This window comes from Microbacterium sp. LBN7, assembly GCF_045690345.1.
In the GTDB taxonomy this organism is placed as follows: domain Bacteria; phylum Actinomycetota; class Actinomycetes; order Actinomycetales; family Microbacteriaceae; genus Microbacterium.
Map to the genome: position 1 here is coordinate 2,287,787 of NZ_CP147856.1, position 17,585 is coordinate 2,305,371.

Here is a 17,585-nt window from a genome sequence, read left to right on the forward strand (position 1 = left end):
ATCCCCTGTTCCGTCGACGGAAAGCACCCCGAATGATCCGCACACCCGCCCGCTATCGCCTGCTGGCGATGTTCGTGCTGCCGGCCCTCGTGGTCTACGTGGCCTTCGCGGTCTACCCCCTGCTGAGCTCGGTCTTCCTGAGCTTCTTCGAGTCCAGCGGGCAGACGAGCGCGTTCGTGGGCGTCGCCAACTATGTCGACCTGTTCACGAACCCGACCACCAGCGCCCGGTTCTGGAACGCCCTCGGCAACAACGTCGAGTTCTTCCTCATCCACCTGCTCGTCGAGCTGCCCGTCGGCCTGCTCATGGCGGCGCTCCTCACGTCGGGCAGGATCCGGCGCTCGGTCGGGGTCTACCGCACACTGCTGTTCGTGCCCGCGACGCTCTCGGTCGTGATCGTCGGCTTCATCTGGCGGCTCATCATCAACCCGCTCTGGGGTGTCGTCGAGGTCCCGCTGCTCGGGCTCGAGGCCACCGCGCTGCCGACGATCTCGCTGATGTCGGTCTGGCAGTACATCGGCATCCCGATGATCTTCCTCTACACCGCTCTCCTCGCCATCCCCGACGACGTGATCGAGGCATCGCGGATCGACGGCGCGGGCGCCTGGACGGCGTTCTGGCGGATCAAGTTCCCGCTGATCGCCCCGCAGTTCGGACTGATCGTGATCCTCACCTACATCTGGACGTTCAACGGGTTCGACATCGTCTACGCCCTGAACGGGTCCGCCCCCGGGCCGAACTACTCGACCGACATCCTCGGCACCTTCTTCTACCGCTCGTTCTTCGGATCCAGCGGCCAGGTCGCCGACCTCGACCTCGGCGCGACCGTCGCGTCGGTGATCTTCCTCCTCATCCTCGCGACCACGGCCCTCTACTTCTGGGCCGTGCAGCGCCGGCTGAAGTCCTACGAGCTCTAGGAGCGCAAGATGGCCACCGACACTCTCACCGCCCCTCCGGCCGCCTCCGAGCCGGCGCCCGTCGTCGCGCGCAGGCGGCCCCGCCGAGCCGCCGACGTGTTCGCCGGGGGAGGGGTGCACCTGCTGCTGATCGTGATGGCGGTCTTCTCGATCGTGCCGATCCTCATCGTGCTGATGAACTCGTTCAAGACGACGCAGGGCATCTTCGGCTCGCCGTTCGCCCTGCCGGATGCCGAGACGTTCAACCTGCAGGGCTACATCAACGTGTTCACCCGCGGGAACTTCCTGCTCAACTACCAGAACAGCCTGATCGTCACGATCGCCACCATCGTGCTGACCATCGTGCTGGGCACCCTGGCCGCCTGGGCGCTCGTGGAGTACAAGGTGCCCATCACCCCGGTCCTCGCCGGATTCTTCGTGGTCGGCATCATGCTGCCGATCCGCCTGGGCACCGTGCCGCTGATCAAGATCATGACGTCGTGGGCGCTGATGGACACGCTCACCGCCCTGATCCTCGTCTACACGGCCATGCAGCTGCCGCTCGCGATCGCACTGATGACCACCTATTTCCGCGCCGTGCCGACCGAGCTCAAGGAGGCGGCTCGCATCGACGGGGCGGGCGAGTGGCGCACGCTCTCGATCACGCTGCCGATCGTCCGGGTGGGCATCGCCGCCGTCGCATCCATCACGATGCTGCCGGTCTGGAACGACCTGTGGTTCCCGCTGATCCTCGCGCCGAGCAAGGAGAACCAGACCGTGACGCTCGGGGTGCAGCAGTTCGTCGGGCAGTTCCAGAACGACTACCCGGCTCTGCTCGCCTCGCTGACGCTCGGCGCCGTGCCGCTCGTCATCCTCTTCGCCGTCTTCTCCCGGCAGTACATCGCCGGCCTGACCAAGGGCTACGGCAAGTGAGCCGTCCCGTCCGATCTGAAGGAGTCTCACCATGACCATCGCGACCATCGACCCGAGCACCGGCGAGCTGGTGCAGGAGTTCCCGGCGCACACCGCGGCGCAGGTGGAGGAGATCCTGTCGAGGGCGGATGCCGCGAACGCGCTCATGGCGCGCTCGACCTTCGCCGAGCGCGCGGAGTGGATGCGACGTGCCGCAGATCTGCTCGACGCCGACCTGGAGCACGCCGCGGGCCTCGCGGTCCTCGAGATGGGCAAGACCCTCGGCACGGCGAAGTACGAGGTGACCAAGTCGGCGAACGGCATGCGCTGGTACGCCGACCACGCGGAGGAGTACCTCGCCGCGGAGGAGCCCGTGCCCGCGGCATCCGTCGGGGCGTCGGCGGCGCGCGTCGAGTTCCAGCCGCTGGGCACCGTGCTCGCGGTGATGCCGTGGAACTATCCCTTCTGGCAGGTCATCCGCTTCGCCGCCCCGGCGCTGATGGCCGGCAACACCGGGCTGCTCAAGCACGCGTCGAGCGTGCCGCAGACCGCGCTGTACCTGGGTGAGCTTTTCGCGCGGGCGGGATTCCCGGCCGGAGCCTTCCAGACGCTGCTGATCGAAGGGGCTGCGGCATCCGCTCTGCTCGACGATCGTCGCATCCGTGCGGTGACGCTGACGGGGTCGGTCGGCGCCGGTGCGGCAGTGGCCGCGGCCGCGGGACGCAACATCAAGAAGAGCGTGCTGGAGCTCGGCGGGACGGATGCCTTCGTCGTCATGCCGTCGGCCGACATCGCGCGCTCCGCCAGGATGGGCGCGGCCTCGCGCACGCAGAACAGCGGGCAGTCGTGCATCTGCGCCAAGCGGTTCTTCGTGCACGCCGACGTCTACGACGAGTGGCTCGAGGCGTTCGTGGGCGAGATGAGCGCGACGACCTTCGGCGACCCGCGGGAGGAGGGCACCGGCTTCGGCCCGATGGCGACCGCGCAGGTGCGGGCCGATGCGCACGAGCTGGTGGCGGATGCCGTCGCCCAGGGTGTGACGGTCCGGACGGGCGGTGAGCTGCCCGAGGGTCCGGGCTGGTTCTATCCGGCGACTGTGCTGACCGAGGTGACGCCCGAGATGCGCATCTTCCGCGAGGAGTGCTTCGGCCCCGTGGCCTGCGTGTACAAGGTGGCTTCGATCGATGAGGCGATCACTGCGGCGAACGACTCCGACTTCGGGCTGGCGGCCGGTGTCTGGTCGGCAGACGCCGATGAGATCGCCCGACTGCAGCGCGAGCTGGAGTTCGGCAGTGTCTTCGCCAACGGCAACTCCGCCTCGTTCTTCGGCCTGCCGTTCGGCGGTGTGAAGGACTCGGGGTACGGACGCGAGCTCGGCTCGTTCGGCATCCGCGAGTTCGTGAACGCGAAGACGGTGTGGACGGCCTGACGCTGTCGGCGTCCGCGGCGGCGTCCGTCGGTGCGTCTTCGCGCACCGGCGCCGCCCGGCATCTGGCGGCAGGGGCGGGGATGCTCGCCCTGATGGCGCCCGCGCTGCTGCTCGGTCACGCCTCGCTGGCAGGCATCGGTGTGACGCTCGCGTTCTTCGCGTGGGCGACGGTCGCCGCCGTCCACGCTCGTCGCCGGAATCGGGTGGGGCCATGCGGAGGGGCGGTCGGGGACCCGTTCGCGATGGGGCTGATGATGGCCGTCCCGTACCTCGCACTCGGCTTCGGCGGGCACGCGCACGGTACGGGTGCCGACGTCGGCTCGACCGGAACCGTGGCGGTGGCGGTCATCGGCCTGCTCATCGTCGCCGGCTGGACGGCGCTGCGCGCGGGTGCGGCGAGGGCGGACCGCGCGGGGCGGTTCGGCTTCTGGTCGTGCCTCCTGATGATGCTCGGGATGCTGGCTGCCATGAGCATCCCGTCGTGATGGCGTGAGTCATTCCGCCCTCTCCTCTCCGAGCACCTCGAACAGGCTCGAGAAGCCCTGATCGCCGTGGCCGTCGGCGATGCGCCGATCCATCAGCCGCTTGACCTCCCGCATCCGCACGGCGTCGACGCCGAGGGAGTCGCGATGGCTGATCAGATCGTCCATCAGGGCGGCCTGCACGTCGAGGGAGCCGAGGTCCGGTCCGTACTCGCCGCTCGCGACCGCGGCGCCGAAGGCGTTCACGAGCGGTGCGTAGCCGCCGATCGAGCCGGCGACTCTCTCTGCGAAGGCGGCGACGTCGACGCCTTCCGCTCGCACGAGGTCGAAGGTGTGCAGGAGCCCGATGAGGAACTCGTAGCCGACCGCCACCTGCGCCATGAACTCCACCCCGGCGAGCCCCGGGTCCTCGCCGTAGTAGGCGACGGTGCCGAGCTGCTCCAGCATCGGTCGGTGCGCCTCCCAGGCGTCGCGGTCGCCGCTGAACGAGAGCAACATGGTCGGGGTGCCGATGTACGGCGGGTCGCCCATGAGCCCGCCGTCGACGTACGTCGCGCCCTGTCCGTGCGCCCACTCCGCGATGCTGCGCGCCTGAGCGGGTGAGCCGCTGGTGACGTTCACGAGCACGCGCCCTGCGACGGCGCCCGCGATCGTCTCCCGCACCGCATCGACGGCGGTGCTGTCGAGCAGGCACAGGATGACGAGCGGGCTCGCTGTGACGGCATCCGACGGGGTCTTCGCCACCGCGGCACCCGCCGCGGCCAGGGGGTCGGCCCTGCTCGCCGTGCGGTTCCAGACCGTCGTGCGGTACCCGCGATCGAGGAGGGCCCTCGCGATCGCGGACCCCATGTTGCCGAGACCGATCACCGTGACCTGGCTGTTCGTCGTCATGATGTCGTTCTCCCTCAGTTCGTGGTCGCGTCGGTCGACTGCTCGTCGTCGGACCTCAGCCCGATGCCCCAGCTCGCGCCGCGCGCGATGAAGACCCCGATCACGGTGACGCCGGCGAACGCCAGCATGAGCAGCCGCGCCGATCCGACGATGTCGGGCATGGCGAGGTTGACGAGCACTCCGGCCATCGCCGCGCTGAACGCGCTCGCGATGATGAACACGGTGTTCACCGCGGCCGCCGCCTTGGCGCCCTCCTCCTCGCCCGACGTGCTGCCGAGCGCTGCGACCGTCAGATGCGGGAAGCCCAGACCGATTCCGGCGCCCGCGACGAACAGCGTCAGGAACCACAGCACGATGACGAGGGTCGACGGTCCCTCGTGCTGGAGCAGACCGTAGGCCGCGAGGCCGATCGCGACCACCAGCGGGCCGAGGACGATGAGCGCGCGCCGGGATCGGATGCCGGACGCGTTGGACGTGAAGATCTGCGTGATCGACCAGCCGAGCGAGAGAGCCGCGCCCAGGAAGCCGGCGACGAACGGCGCCAGCCCGCCGATCTCCTGGCCGAACAGCGGGATGAACGCCTCAGTGCCGATCGCGAAGGCCAGCACGGCGACGGTGAGGTAGACCCAGCCGAGCGAGGAGCCGTGGGCGAACGTCACGCGGGGGAGGATGCCGCGGCTGCCGCGCTTCTCGTGGCGCAGGAACCACAGGCCGAGGACCACACCGACGACGAGGGCGGCTGCCGTGGCGAGACCGGCCGGGACCACGCTCGCGATCCCGACTGCGGCGACCCCGCCGGACAGGAGGACGAGCGAGAGCCAGGGGATCGACTCGCTGGAGCGGGCCCGCGCCGTCCTCGGCAGTGCACGGACCACGACGATCCCGATGAGTGCGGCGACGACGGCGAGCCCGATGAAGGTGACGCGCCAGGCATCCAGCTGCGCGAAGACACCCCCGACCACCGGGCCGACGATGTTGCCGACGCCCCACATCGCCGACACCAGGGCGGCCCCCCGTGCCCACAGGCGCTCGGGCAGTGCCCGCTGGATGAGGGCATAGCCGAGGCCGGCCAGCAGTCCGCCGCCGAGACCCTGCACCGCGCGACCGAAGAGCAGCGCCGACATCCACGGGCTCGCCGCGCACAGCAGCGAACCGAGCGCGAACAGTCCCAGCGCCAGCAGGTAGGCCCGTACGGCGCCCTGCTGTGTGAGGATCCTGCTCACCAGCATCGAGCTGACCACCGAGGCCAGCAGGAAGGTCATCATGGTCCACGCGTAGAACTCGGCTCCGCCGATGTCGCCGACGATCGTGGGGAGGAGGCTCGTCGTGAGGTACACGTTGCTCGCCTCGAGCAGCACTCCACCGGCGAGCACGGAGGCGACGGGGGCGTAGCGGCTGCCGAGCAGCTCGCGCCAGGTGCCGCCGGCCGCGGTCTTGTCTGAGGTCTGCGTCATCGATCGTTCCTTCTCGGCGTCGGAGGGAGGCGATGGGCCTCCGCGGCGCCGATTGCCGGCGACCCTTCGTCACCGTATGACCTCAAGTAAGGTTGAGGTCAAGGGGAGGTCGAGATGTCTCTGGAACCCGATGATCTGCTCGCGATCGGCGAGGTCACGCAGCGCACCGGCGTGCCGGCATCCGCTCTGCACTTCTACGAGCAGCTCGGCCTCATCGCCTCGACGCGCACCCCGGGGAATCAGCGCCGGTATCGCCGCCACATGCTGCGGCGCGTCTCTCTGATCGTCGTGGCGAAGCGGCTCGGCATCCCGCTGAGCGATGTGCAGGACGTCTTCGAGAGCCTGCCGCTCGACGACCCGCCCTCGCAGCGCGACTGGCAGCGGGTCGCGAAGCTCTGGCGCACGCAGCTCGAGCTGCGGCGCACGCAGCTCGACCATCTGCAGCGCGAGCTCACCGGCTGCATCGGGTGCGGGTGCCTCTCGCTCAAGGCGTGCCGGCTGCTCAACCCGGAGGACGCGCTCGGCGTCGACGGGCCGGGGCCGCGTCGCATCTGACGCGGGCCCGAGCGTCAGCGCACCGCGCCGGCGCGGAGCGGGCGCTGGACGCGCTCTCGTCGCTAGGCGCATCCGCGCGCTCTGCAGGGGTTTCGGGAATACCCATGAGGGGTATACAGTTGTTCCCAATACCCCGGTGGGGTATCCCGACGAGATGAGGATGAGGACATGGCGACGAACGAGTACCAGGTGACGGGCATGACGTGCGGGCACTGCGAGATGTCGGTGCGCGAAGAGGTCGGACAGATCGCGGGCGTCGAGGGCATCCAGGTGAGCGCGAAGACCGGGTTGCTGGAGGTCACCGCCTCGGACGCGATCGACGACGCGCAGATCCTCGCGGCGGTCAAGGAGGCCGGCTACTCGGCGGTACGGGCGTCATGAAGACCGGCGCACGTCTCGCCCTGTACGGGCTCGGACTGATCGCCGCCTTCGGCGGTGCCTTCGGCATCGCCGCAGCGGTGGTTCCCGACGACGTGGTCGCCGGATGGCAGAAGGGAAGCGAGATGAACGGGCATGACGAGGGACACGAGTCCGGGGAGACGGCATCGGCATCGACGGCCGTCGCCACGGCTCTGAAGGGCCTCGCGCTCAGCATCGACGGCTACGTGCTGTCGCCGATCGAAGCGCCGGCGGTCGTCGGCGAGGCCGGGGAGCTGAGCTTCCGGATCCAGGATGCCGCCGGCGAACCCGTGACGGCGTACACGACCGCGCACGACAAGGACCTGCACCTGATCGTCGCCCGATCGGACGGCAGCGGGTTCCAGCATGTGCACCCGGTGCTCGACGAGGCCACGGGCACGTGGTCGCTCCCGTGGGAGTGGGCGGCCGCAGGAACCTATCGCGTGTTCGCCGACTTCACGCCGGGCGGCGCGGACGCGGCGAACCTCACACTCTCGCGCACCGTCCAGGTGGCGGGCGAGTTCGTTCCCGTCGAGACGCAGCCGAGCCTGGTCTCCGAGGTCGACGGCTTCACCGTCTCCCTCGAAGGAGACGTGGTCGCAGGGTCCGCGAGCGAACTGACCATCACCATCGCGCGTGACGGCGAGCCCGTCACGACCTTGGAGCCGTATCTGGGAGCGTTCGGCCACCTCGTCGCCCTGCGCGAGGGCGACCTCGCCTTCCTGCACGTGCACGCCGAGGGCGACGAGCCCGCGGCCGGCGACACCGCGGGACCTGAGATCGTGTTCTTCGCCGAGGCCCCGACCGCGGGACGCTATCTGCTGTACCTGGACTTCCAGGTCGACGGTGTCGTCCGCACGGCCGAGTTCGTCGTCGACGCGGCGCACGGCGATGGCGAGTCCCACACCGGCGACTCGCACTGACGTCGCACCCGCATCAGCATCCGTATCGAGAAGAAGGAAAGCGCACGATGAGCACCTCAGTGCCGCAGGCGGCCGGATCCGGCGTCGAGTTGGAGATCGGCGGGATGACGTGCGCCTCCTGCGCGATGCGGATCGAGAAGAAGCTCAACAAGCTCGACGGCGTCACGGCGACCGTGAACTACGCGACCGAGAAGGCGAAGGTCACGGTGCCGGAGGGGTACGACCCCGCCGCCCTGATCGCCGAGGTCGAGAAGACCGGCTACACGGCCGTCCTGCCCGCGCCCAAGGGTGAGAGGAAGACGGCCGGCGACGTCGATGACTCGGACCCGGAGCTGCGCTCGCTGCGCAACCGACTGATCGGGTCGATCGTGCTGACGGTGCCGGTCATCGCGATGGCGATGATCCCCGCTCTGCAGTTCACCTATTGGCAGTGGGCGTCGCTCGCGCTCGCCGCACCGGTGATCGTCTGGGCAGCATGGCCGTTCCACCGCGCCGCATGGATGAACCTGCGCCATGGTGCGGCGACGATGGACACGCTCATCTCGATGGGCACCTCGGCCGCGTTCCTCTGGTCGCTGTACGCGCTGTTCTTCGGCACGGCGGGAACCCCGGGGATGACGCACCCGTTCGAGTTCGCGCTGGCGCCATCGGACGGCGCCGCGAACATCTACCTCGAGGTCGGCGCGGGCGTGACGATGTTCATCCTCGCCGGGCGCTACTTCGAGAAGCGCTCGAAGAAGCAGGCGGGGGCCGCGCTGCGCGCGCTGCTCGAGCTCGGCGCCAAGGACGTCTCGATCGTGCGCGACGGGATCGAGGGCAGGATCCCCGTCGAGGACCTCCGCGTCGGCGATGAGTTCATCGTGCGTCCCGGCGAGAAGATCGCCACCGACGGCGTCGTGGTGTCCGGCACCTCGGCTGTCGACGCCTCCATGCTCACCGGGGAGTCCGTTCCCGTCGAGGTCGCGTCGGGGGACGCGGTCACCGGTGCCACCACGAACGTCGGGGGACGGCTCGTGGTGCGGGCGACACGGATCGGGTCCGACACGCAGCTGGCGCAGATGGCCCGGCTCGTCGAAGACGCGCAGACCGGCAAGGCCGAGGTGCAGCGCCTCGCCGACCGGATCTCCGGGATCTTCGTGCCGATCGTGATCGTCATCGCGGTCGCGGCACTCGGGGGCTGGTTGGGAGCCGGCTTCCCGGTGACGGCGGCGTTCACCGCAGCGGTCGCCGTGCTCGTGATCGCGTGCCCGTGCGCCCTGGGGCTGGCGACGCCGACGGCGCTGCTGGTCGGAACCGGTCGCGGCGCGCAGATGGGCATCCTCATCAAGGGCCCGGAGGTTCTGGAATCCACTCGCATGGTCGACACCGTCGTGCTCGACAAGACGGGGACCGTCACCAGCGGGAAGATGACGATGGTCGATGTCGTCGTCGAGACGGGCGTGGACCGCGCCGAGCTGCTGCGGTTGGCCGGCGCCCTGGAGGATGCCTCGGAGCACCCCATCGCGCAGGCCATCGCCAAGGCCGCGACCCAGGAGGTCGGGGCGCTGGCAGCACCCGAGGACTTCGCGAACATCGAGGGCAAGGGTGTGCAGGGAGTCGTCGACGGGCACGCGGTGCTCGTGGGGAGGGCGTCCCTGCTGGCGGAGTGGTCGCAGCACCTGAGCCCGGAGATCGCGCAGGCGAAGGCGGATGCCGAGAGCCAGGGCAAGACCGTCGTGGCCGTGGGGTGGGACGGCCAGGCTCGCGGCATCCTCGTCGTTGCCGACACCGTGAAGCCGACCAGTGCCGAGGCGATCGCGAGGTTCAAGGAACTGGGTCTGACCCCGGTCCTGCTCACCGGAGACAACGAGGCGGTCGCGCGGCAGATCGCCACCGAGGTGGGCATCGACGAGGTCATCGCCGAGGTGCTCCCTGCCGACAAGGTCGACGTCGTCCGCCGCCTTCAGAGCGAGGGCAAGGTCGTCGCGATGATCGGCGACGGTGTCAATGACGGCCCCGCCCTCGCGCAGGCCGACCTCGGCCTGGCGATGGGAACCGGGGCGGATGTCGCGATCGAGGCATCCGACATCACGCTCGTGCGGGGTGACCTGCGCAGCGCCGTCGACGCGATCCGCCTGTCCCGGAAGACGCTCGGAACCATCAAGACCAACCTGTTCTGGGCGTTCGCGTACAACGTCGCGGCGATCCCCGTCGCGGCCCTCGGGATGCTGAACCCGATGCTCGCGGGCGCGGCGATGGCGCTCTCCAGTGTCTTCGTCGTCGGCAACAGCCTGCGCCTGCGCGGGTTCAGGAGCGTCGCGCGGAGCTGAGCGAGTTCTGCGACGACGCGATCGACAGCGCCGCGGTCTAGTACGGCACCTGACTGGTCAGGTGGAAGGTCATTCCCATCCATCTGTCCATGTAGGCGTTCTGGGAGCCGTTGCTGTACTTGAAGCAGCCCGCGCCGCAGGAGCCCTGGTAGACGTAGCTGTTCGCCGCGTTGGCGGCTCCGGCGGGCACGAGGAGGAGCGCGGCGGCGAGTGCGACGACGGCGCCAGCGCCCGCGGCACGCTTCTTGATGTTCTTCATGGTCTGTTCCTCTCGGTCATGCCCTCCCCGCGCGCGTGCGAGGAGGGGTCCGGCCGTCAGTCTTCCCCGACCGGGAAGCGCGCACATCGGTGGAACTACGGAGCCGCGTCGGCTGTGCTCGTCCTGACGATGGTGTGACAGATTGAGTTTGTGACCTCTCCCGCCTTGCTCGCGCCTCCCCGCCGCACTCTCCTCGTCGGCTTCGGCAAGCTCGGGCGGCGTCTCGCGCTCCGGCTCGTCGCCGACGGCGGTGAGGTGATCGCGCTGCGACGCAGCGAAGGCGAGCTGCCGGAGGGCGTGTCCGGCATCCGGGCGGACCTCTCCGCGCCCCTGACCGAGCCGCTGCCGACGGTCGACGCGATGGTCATCACCCTCCCGCCGGGTGGCAGCGTCGACAGCTACCGAAGAGCCCTGAGCCATCTCCGCGCCGCGCTGCCCGCCGTTCCCGCACGCACCGTCTTCGTATCGTCGACAGGGGTCTTCGAGGCGACGGCATCCGAGCACCCGATCACAGAGCAGGACGAGCCCGTGCCGGCATCCGATCGCTCCCGTGGACTGTACGACGGGGAGCGCGCGGCGATCGAGCTGTTCTCGGCGGTCGTCGTGCGGCCGAGCGGGATCTACGGTCCGGGCCGAGGCTTCCTGCTCCGGCAGGTGCGAGAGCACAAGACGCTGAACCACCGCCGTCGCACGAACCGCATCCACGAGGTGGATCTGGTGCGCGCGCTCGACCTGCTCGTGCGGATGCCGGAGCCTCCGGCGCTCGTGCACGCTGTCGATCAGGCTCCGGCGCCGCTGGGAGACGTCGTCGCTCACATCGCGCTCCGGCTCGGAGTCGACGCTCCGCCGGACGACCCGTCCGCAGAGCCGACCGGCCTGGTGCATGACGGCTCGCTGCTCCTCTCCGTGCTCGGCAGTCTCGACTACCCGACGTACGTCGAGGGGTACGACGAGATGATCGCGGCCGAGCCCACCTCCTGAGAACCGGGCGAAGATGGAGGGACCCCCTCTGCGACCGCAACCACAAGGAGCCCGCATGTCCCTCGCCTCCGCCTTCGACTCGATCGAGGTCGAGCACCTTCGACGCATCGGCGGGCTCAAGTGGTCGATGTTCCCCGACGCGGTCGGTGCCTTCGTCGCCGAGATGGACTTCGGCGTCGCTCCGGGCATCTCCCGTGCGCTGCACGCGGCTGTCGATCAGGGCCTGTTCGGCTACCTGCCGGCCTCCCTCTCCGATGAGATGTCGGCGGCCGCGTCGGATTGGCTGCGTGACATGTACGGCTGGGCCGTGCCGGCATCCGACGTCCATCCGATCGCCGACGTGATCCAGGGCCTCGCGCTCGCGATGGAGCACTTCTCGCGCCCCGGCTCTCCGGTGATCGTTCCGACACCGGCCTACATGCCGTTCCTCTCGGTGCCGCCGGCGGCCGGGCGCGAGGTGATCCAGGTGCCGATGACGGTGACCGACGGCCGCTACACGCTCGATCTCGACGGCATCGACGCGGCGTTCCGCGCCGGAGCGAATCTGCTCGTCCTCTGCAATCCCTACAACCCGGTCGGGCGTGTGTTCGACCGTGAGGAGCTGCTCGCCGTGAGCGAGGTCGTCGAGCGTCACGGCGGACGGGTGTTCTCCGACGAGATCCACGCGCCGCTCGTCTACGCCCCCGCGGCGCACACCCCGTATGCGTCGATCTCGGATGCCGCCGCCGCTCACACCGTGACCGCGACGTCGGCGTCCAAGGCCTGGAACCTTCCGGGGCTCAAGACCGCGCAGATCATCCTCACCAACGACGAGGACCGCGCGATCTGGGAGCCGATCGGGATGATGGCCTCGCACGGCGCGAGCAACCTGGGCGTCATCGCGAACACGGCCGCGTATCGTGACGATCGCGCCTGGCTCGCCGACGTCACGACCTACCTCGACGGAAACCGGCGGTTCCTCGGGGAGGCGCTCGCCGCGCGGATCCCTGAGATCGCCTACCGAGAGCCCGAGGGCACGTACATCGGGTGGCTCGACGCGAGAGCACTCGATCTCGGTGCGCAGCCCGCGGAGTTCTTCCGCGAGAACGCGGGCGTCGCCCTCACCGACGGCTCCGCCACGGGTGCCGCCGGCGTCGGCTTCATGCGCTTCGTCTTCGCCACCCCGCGTCCGATCATCGAGCAGGCCGTCGATCGCATGGCCGACGCGCTGGCGAGGCGCTGAGACTGGAATAGTGGACTCGTATCCTTCCCCCAGAAAGCAGGACGATGACGTACACCGCTGAGCCGACCAGGTACGACTCGATCACGACGGCGCGATCCGGGCGGAGCGGTCTGATCCTGCCGCGCGTGTCGCTGGGCCTGTGGAACAACTTCGGCGAGGACCGCACGTTCGAGACGCAGCGCGCGATCCTGCGCCGCGCCTTCGATCTGGGCGTGTTCCACTTCGACCTGGCCAACAACTACGGCCCGCCGGCGGGGAGCGCGGAGCAGAACTACGGCCGCATCCACCAGCTCGACTTCCGGCCCTACCGCGATGAGCTCATCATCTCGACGAAGGCCGGCTACCAGATGTGGGACGGGCCGTTCGGCGAGTGGGGCTCGCGCAAGACCATGGTCGCGTCACTGGATCAGTCCCTGCAGCGACTCGGACTCGACTACGTCGACATCTACTACTCCCACCGGCCCGATCCCGAGACGCCGATCGAGGAGACCATGGGCGCGCTCGCGACCGCGGTGCGTCAGGGCAAGGCGCTGTATGCCGGCATCTCGAACTACTACACGCCGGAGGAGACCAGAGCGGCCGCCGCAGCACTTCGCGCCGAGGGTGTGCCGTTGACGATCCACCAGCCGCGGTACAACATGTTCGACCGCCGCATCGAGGAGCTGGGTCTGCTCGACACCCTGACCGAACTGGGTGCCGGTGCGATCGCGTTCTCGCCGCTGGATCAGGGGCTGCTCACGGATCGCTACCTGAAGGGCATCCCGAGCGACTCGCGCGCGGCGACGGGACGATGGATGACCGAGTCGAACATCTCGGAGGCGTACCTCGATCGGGCGAAGGCCCTGAACGAGATCGCCGTCTCGCGCGGTCAGACGCTCGCCCAGCTCGCGATCCAGTGGGTGCTGCGCGACCCGGCCGTGACGAGCGCCCTCATCGGGGCCTCGAGCGTCCGCCAGCTGGAGGATTCGCTCCGCGCGCTCGACGGCGCCCCGCTCACCGACGAAGAGATCGCCCGCCTCGAGCCGCTGGCCGCGAAGCCGGCCTGATCGTGGAGTAGGAGGGGCCGTGCGGATCGTCGGCACTGTCCTTCTCGCGATCGCAGCGACGCTTGTCGGACTCTTCGGCGATTTCATGCTCGGGCTCTCCGGCCTCACCTTGGCAGGTCCAGGCCTCTCGGTCATCGAGTACTCCGATGCGGACGACGCCGAGCGGTCGATCGGTATCGGGATGGGCGTCGTCTCGCTCCTGGTGTGGCTCGTTCTCCTGCTGTCCGCCGCGCTTGTGGGGCTGGGTGGCGACCGCCCGACGCGCGCCCGGCGTGCCACGGTGTGGGTCGTCGTCGGGCTGAGTGCGGTCCTCGTGCTGGGGCCGCTGGCCGCAGTGCTGGCCACGCCGCCGCCTGTCAGCGAGTACCCGTTGCCGGAGTGGGACCGGGCGTAGCTCGGACTCGAAGGCGTCTTCAGGCCGATGGCAGGTCGTGTCGCGCAACAGGCCGAGGAGGTGGGGTGCGGGGGTCCCGCACCCCACCTCCTGGATCACAGAGTGGCGAGGATCTCCTTCATCGTCGTGATCTCCGTGGTCTGCGACTCGATGATCGTCTCGGCGAGTGCGACGGCGTCACTGTTCTGACCGTTGTCGACTTCGTCCTGCGCCATGTCGACAGCACCTTCGTGGTGCTGGATCATCTGCTCGAGGAACAGGCGGCCGGCCTCAGCGCCCGTCGCATCCTCGAGGGCCTGCATGTCCTCGTCCGACATCATGCCGTTGCCATGATCCATGCCGCCCATGTTGTCCACGTCGGCGCCCCAGTCGTCGAGCCACTGGTCCATCTTGCGGATCTCAGGCTCCTGAGCGGCCTTGATCTCTTCGGCGAGGGAGAGGACGCGGTCGTCGACGCCGTCCTTGCTGAGAAGGATGTCGGACATCTCGATGGCCTGAGCGTGGTGCTCCTTCATCATGCTGGCGAACATGATGTCGGCGTCGTTCGCGTCGGCTGCGTCTGCGGATGCAGAGGGGTTGCTGCCGTGGTCCATGCCCGGCATGCCGTCGCCGGAGCCGGCGGTGCCGGCGCAACCGGTGAGGGCGAGGAGGGCCGTGAGGGTGAGTGCGGCGATCGCCGTGTGTCGGGTGTTCATGAGTGTTCTCCAAGGGTCGGTGATGAGGCCCGGCTGGTGCCGGTGCCAGGGAGTGCGTTGCCCGCGAGAGCGGAGCAAGGCGTCATCACGTGCGACTGATGCAGAGAACGGTGAGAGAGGGCGGTGGCGGGAGGGCGTGAGCGCGGGCGGGCCAGCGTGTCGTCACGGACGCGAGAATCGCGACCAACGGAGTGTGCCGCCAGCCGAGCCCGCTCCGTCCGAGAAGGATGGTGGCGACCAGGAGTGCGAGCACGCACGCCATCCAGGTCATCGAGTCCCCGCTTTCACACGTCGCGCATCCCGCATCCGATGTCGGCGTGCCCGGCAGCTGGGCGGCTGTGGACGTGTCGTGGTGACGTTCGGACACTCCCGCATCGGTGCTGACGGCGACGGTGTCGTGGTGGCCGACAGTCGTCGCGTGCGAGTTGAAGGAGTGCATCGCCAGCAGTCCGGCGATGATCCCCACGGCGACCGCGAGGACGGCCAGGACGGTGTGTGTCAGCGTGCGCTGTCCCCGCACTCGTTGCCCTGCGTCGATCAGAGACATGCCCACCTCCCGTTCGTCTCAGCCTACGTCTCGTGTCTGACAGGTCTTCTGCTACCTGCCCGCGATGGCGTCCGGCCGCAGATCCAGGCGGCGCAGCAGCTGCGCGTTGAGCGCGACGACGATGGTCGACAGCGACATCAGCACCGCGCCCACAGACATCGGCAGTACGAACCCGATGGGGGCGAGCGCTCCGGCCGCGAGCGGGACGGAGAGCAGGTTGTAGCCGGCGGCCCACCAGAGGTTCTGCTTCATCTTCCGGTAGCTGGCCCGTGACAGTTCGATCACCGACAGCACCGATCGGGGGTCGTCGCTGGCGAGGATGACGCCCGCGGAGGCGATCGCGACATCCGTTCCCGCCCCGATCGCGATACCGACGTCGGCCTGCGCGAGCGCAGGGGCGTCGTTGACACCGTCTCCGACCATCGCGACCTTGCGCCCTTCGCCCTGAAGCGCCTTCACCTTCGATACCTTGTCCTCCGGTCGCACCCCGGCGAAGTATCGGTCGATGCCGAGCGCGCCCGCGACGGAGGCGGCTACCGCGTCGGCGTCACCGGTGATCATGACCACCTGCACGCCGCGTTCATGGAGGGCTTCGACCGCGTGACGCGACTCGGAACGGATCTCATCCGCCAAGCGCAGCGCGCCCGCGACCTGACCGTCGACGAGCACGTGGAGGATGATCGCACCCTGACCACGCCACTCGTCGGCAACCGCGAGCTCGGAGGCGTGCCCCTGTTCGAGCATGGAGGGGCCACCGACCTGCACGACGCGTCCATCCACCCGTGCACGGACCCCCACCGCGGGGGAGGATTCGAAGTCGGACGAGGCAGGGAGAGCGAGAGACCTCTCCTTCGCCGCGCTCACGATCGCGCGAGCGAGCGGGTGCTCGGAGTCGGCTTCCGCGGCCGCGGCCCAGGCCAGCAGCTGGTCGGAATCGGTCCCGGAGGCGGGGCTGATCGCCGTCACGGCAGGGGTGCCCTTGGTGAGGGTGCCGGTCTTGTCGAACAGGACGGTATCGACGGTGCGCATGCTCTCCAACGCGAGGCGGTCCTTGATCAGCACGCCACCACGGGCGGCACGCTCTGTCGCGATCGACACGACGAGCGGGATCGCCAGGCCGAGAGCGTGCGGGCAGGCGATCACCAGCACGGTGATCGTGCGGATCACCGCGGCGTCCGGCAGCCCGACGACCGTCCAGACGATCGCGGTGATCGCGGCAGCGCCGAGCGCGAACCAGAACAACCACCCCGCGGCCTTGTCCGCGAGGCGCTGCGCGCGCGAAGACGAGCTCTGCGCCTCGGTCACCAGCTTCCGGATCCCCGCGAGAGCGGTGTCCTCACCGATCGCGGTGATCTCGACCCGCACGCCCGAGTCGGTCGCGACGGTCCCGGCGATGACCGGGTCGCCGTCACTCCGGCGCACGGGCCGGGACTCTCCGGTGATCATCGACTCGTCCATGCTGGCCGATCCCTGCACAATCCGCCCATCCGCAGGCACCCGCCCACCGGGGCGTACCACCACCACGTCACCCACCTGCAGATCAGACGGGGTTACCGTGACGGTCGTGTCCCCCTCGATCCTCTCGGCCTCGTCGGGCAGCAACGCAGCCAGGGAATCCAACGCTGAGGTCGTCTGGGCGAGGGAGCGCATCTCGATCCAGTGACCGAGCAGCATGATCACGATCAGCAGCGCCAGCTCCCACCAGAAGTCCAGCTCATGATGGAGCACCCCGAGGCTCGCGCCCCAGGACGCGAGGAACGCGACCGTGATCGCGAGGGTGATCAGCAACATCATTCCGGGCTTGCGCGCCCGAAGCTCACTCACCGCGCCGGTGAGGAACGGGGCCCCGCCCCACACGTACATGACGGTCCCGAGAACCGGGGACACCCAGCCGATCCACGCGGCCTCCGGCAAGGTGTACCCGAGCAGCATCGAGAACATCGTCGAGAACCCGACAACGGGTACCGCGATGACCAGCATGATCCAGAACAACCGCCGGAACCGGCCCACGTGTTCACCGTGGCCACCGTGGCCACCGTGGCCCTCGTGATCGCCGTGGCCGGCGTGATCGTGACGAGCGTCGCCGCTGTCGTGGCTCACCGCCGCGTGGTCATGATGCGCCGTCGGCGCGGTGCGGTGATCTTCGTGTGTCGTGTGATGGATGTGCTCATCGTGCTGGCTCATCGGAAAC

The 17,585-nt window shown here is 69.2% G+C and carries 18 protein-coding genes; 12 read left to right on the forward strand and 6 right to left on the reverse strand.

Features of this window, described 5'->3' with window-relative positions; translation table 11 throughout:
- Positions 1-32 precede the first annotated feature (32 nt).
- Genes LBN7_RS11000 through LBN7_RS11015 form a run of 4 tightly spaced genes read left to right on the forward strand, consistent with a single transcriptional unit; the run spans position 33 to position 3,722 of the window.
- A complete protein-coding gene (locus LBN7_RS11000; protein ID WP_407359638.1) occupies positions 33-917 on the forward strand; it encodes a carbohydrate ABC transporter permease in 885 nt (294 codons plus the stop codon).
- A gap of 9 nt (positions 918-926) precedes the next feature.
- The gene (locus LBN7_RS11005) at positions 927-1,829 is read left to right on the forward strand and encodes a carbohydrate ABC transporter permease (protein ID WP_407359639.1); all 903 of its coding nucleotides are present in this window, start codon (positions 927-929) and stop codon (positions 1,827-1,829) included.
- A 31-nt stretch (positions 1,830-1,860) separates the two neighbouring features.
- Positions 1,861-3,237 carry an aldehyde dehydrogenase family protein gene (locus tag LBN7_RS11010; protein ID WP_407359640.1) on the forward strand — a complete coding sequence of 459 codons (1,377 nt, stop codon included), beginning with the start codon at positions 1,861-1,863 and terminating at the stop codon, positions 3,235-3,237.
- On the forward strand, positions 3,225-3,722 hold the full coding sequence (locus LBN7_RS11015) for a hypothetical protein (RefSeq protein ID WP_407359641.1): 498 nt from the start codon (positions 3,225-3,227) through the stop codon (positions 3,720-3,722). Before LBN7_RS11010 ends, LBN7_RS11015 begins: the two co-directional genes overlap by 13 nt.
- A gap of 9 nt (positions 3,723-3,731) precedes the next feature.
- Here LBN7_RS11015 and LBN7_RS11020 read toward each other — a convergent pair whose 3' ends face one another.
- Both LBN7_RS11020 and LBN7_RS11025 read right to left on the reverse strand, forming a co-directional pair.
- The gene (locus LBN7_RS11020) at positions 3,732-4,682 is read right to left on the reverse strand and encodes an NAD(P)-dependent oxidoreductase (protein ID WP_407361718.1); all 951 of its coding nucleotides are present in this window, start codon (positions 4,680-4,682) and stop codon (positions 3,732-3,734) included.
- On the reverse strand, positions 4,625-6,064 hold the full coding sequence (locus LBN7_RS11025; protein WP_407359642.1) for an MFS transporter: 1,440 nt from the start codon (positions 6,062-6,064) through the stop codon (positions 4,625-4,627). The genes LBN7_RS11020 and LBN7_RS11025 overlap by 58 nt, the downstream gene beginning before the upstream one ends.
- A gap of 114 nt (positions 6,065-6,178) precedes the next feature.
- Here LBN7_RS11025 and soxR point away from each other — a divergent pair, with 114 nt between their 5' ends.
- From soxR to LBN7_RS11045, 4 genes are all read left to right on the forward strand, one after another.
- Positions 6,179-6,619: a redox-sensitive transcriptional activator SoxR gene (soxR, locus tag LBN7_RS11030; protein WP_116633612.1), complete on the forward strand. Its 441-nt coding sequence runs from the start codon at positions 6,179-6,181 to the stop codon at positions 6,617-6,619.
- A 168-nt stretch (positions 6,620-6,787) separates the two neighbouring features.
- Entirely contained in the window at positions 6,788-7,000 is a 213-nt protein-coding gene (locus LBN7_RS11035; RefSeq protein ID WP_116633613.1) for a heavy-metal-associated domain-containing protein, read from the forward strand.
- Positions 6,997-7,941 (forward strand): heavy-metal-associated domain-containing protein, encoded by a 945-nt coding sequence (locus LBN7_RS11040; protein WP_407359643.1) that lies wholly within the window; start codon positions 6,997-6,999, stop codon positions 7,939-7,941. Before LBN7_RS11035 ends, LBN7_RS11040 begins: the two co-directional genes overlap by 4 nt.
- A 47-nt stretch (positions 7,942-7,988) precedes the next feature.
- Complete coding sequence (locus LBN7_RS11045; RefSeq protein WP_407359644.1) at positions 7,989-10,250, forward strand: heavy metal translocating P-type ATPase; 2,262 nt, start codon at positions 7,989-7,991, stop codon at positions 10,248-10,250.
- Positions 10,251-10,287: 37 nt separating this feature from the next.
- Here the strand turns inward: LBN7_RS11045 and LBN7_RS11050 are convergent, their stop codons facing one another.
- Positions 10,288-10,509 (reverse strand): hypothetical protein, encoded by a 222-nt coding sequence (locus tag LBN7_RS11050; RefSeq protein WP_341947188.1) that lies wholly within the window; start codon positions 10,507-10,509, stop codon positions 10,288-10,290.
- 150 nt (positions 10,510-10,659) lie between these two features.
- Here LBN7_RS11050 and LBN7_RS11055 point away from each other — a divergent pair, with 150 nt between their 5' ends.
- From LBN7_RS11055 to LBN7_RS11070, 4 genes are read left to right on the forward strand one after another with little or no spacing between them, the layout of a single operon-like run.
- Positions 10,660-11,490 (forward strand): hypothetical protein, encoded by an 831-nt coding sequence (locus tag LBN7_RS11055; RefSeq protein WP_407359645.1) that lies wholly within the window; start codon positions 10,660-10,662, stop codon positions 11,488-11,490.
- Between the two features lie 55 nt (positions 11,491-11,545).
- Entirely contained in the window at positions 11,546-12,712 is a 1,167-nt protein-coding gene (locus LBN7_RS11060; protein WP_407359646.1) for a MalY/PatB family protein, read from the forward strand.
- 44 nt (positions 12,713-12,756) lie between these two features.
- Positions 12,757-13,758, forward strand: coding sequence for an aldo/keto reductase (locus LBN7_RS11065; RefSeq protein WP_341947191.1), 1,002 nt, complete (start codon positions 12,757-12,759; stop codon positions 13,756-13,758).
- 19 nt (positions 13,759-13,777) lie between these two features.
- Entirely contained in the window at positions 13,778-14,152 is a 375-nt protein-coding gene (locus LBN7_RS11070; RefSeq protein ID WP_407359647.1) for a hypothetical protein, read from the forward strand.
- 95 nt (positions 14,153-14,247) lie between these two features.
- Here the strand turns inward: LBN7_RS11070 and LBN7_RS11075 are convergent, their stop codons facing one another.
- The 3 genes from LBN7_RS11075 to LBN7_RS11085 form a co-directional block, all read right to left on the reverse strand.
- Positions 14,248-14,847 (reverse strand): DUF305 domain-containing protein, encoded by a 600-nt coding sequence (locus LBN7_RS11075; RefSeq protein ID WP_341947193.1) that lies wholly within the window; start codon positions 14,845-14,847, stop codon positions 14,248-14,250.
- 85 nt (positions 14,848-14,932) lie between these two features.
- Positions 14,933-15,394, reverse strand: coding sequence for a DUF6153 family protein (locus LBN7_RS11080; protein WP_341947194.1), 462 nt, complete (start codon positions 15,392-15,394; stop codon positions 14,933-14,935).
- Positions 15,395-15,445: 51 nt separating this feature from the next.
- Complete coding sequence (locus tag LBN7_RS11085; protein WP_341947195.1) at positions 15,446-17,578, reverse strand: heavy metal translocating P-type ATPase; 2,133 nt, start codon at positions 17,576-17,578, stop codon at positions 15,446-15,448.
- Positions 17,579-17,585: the final 7 nt, after the last annotated feature.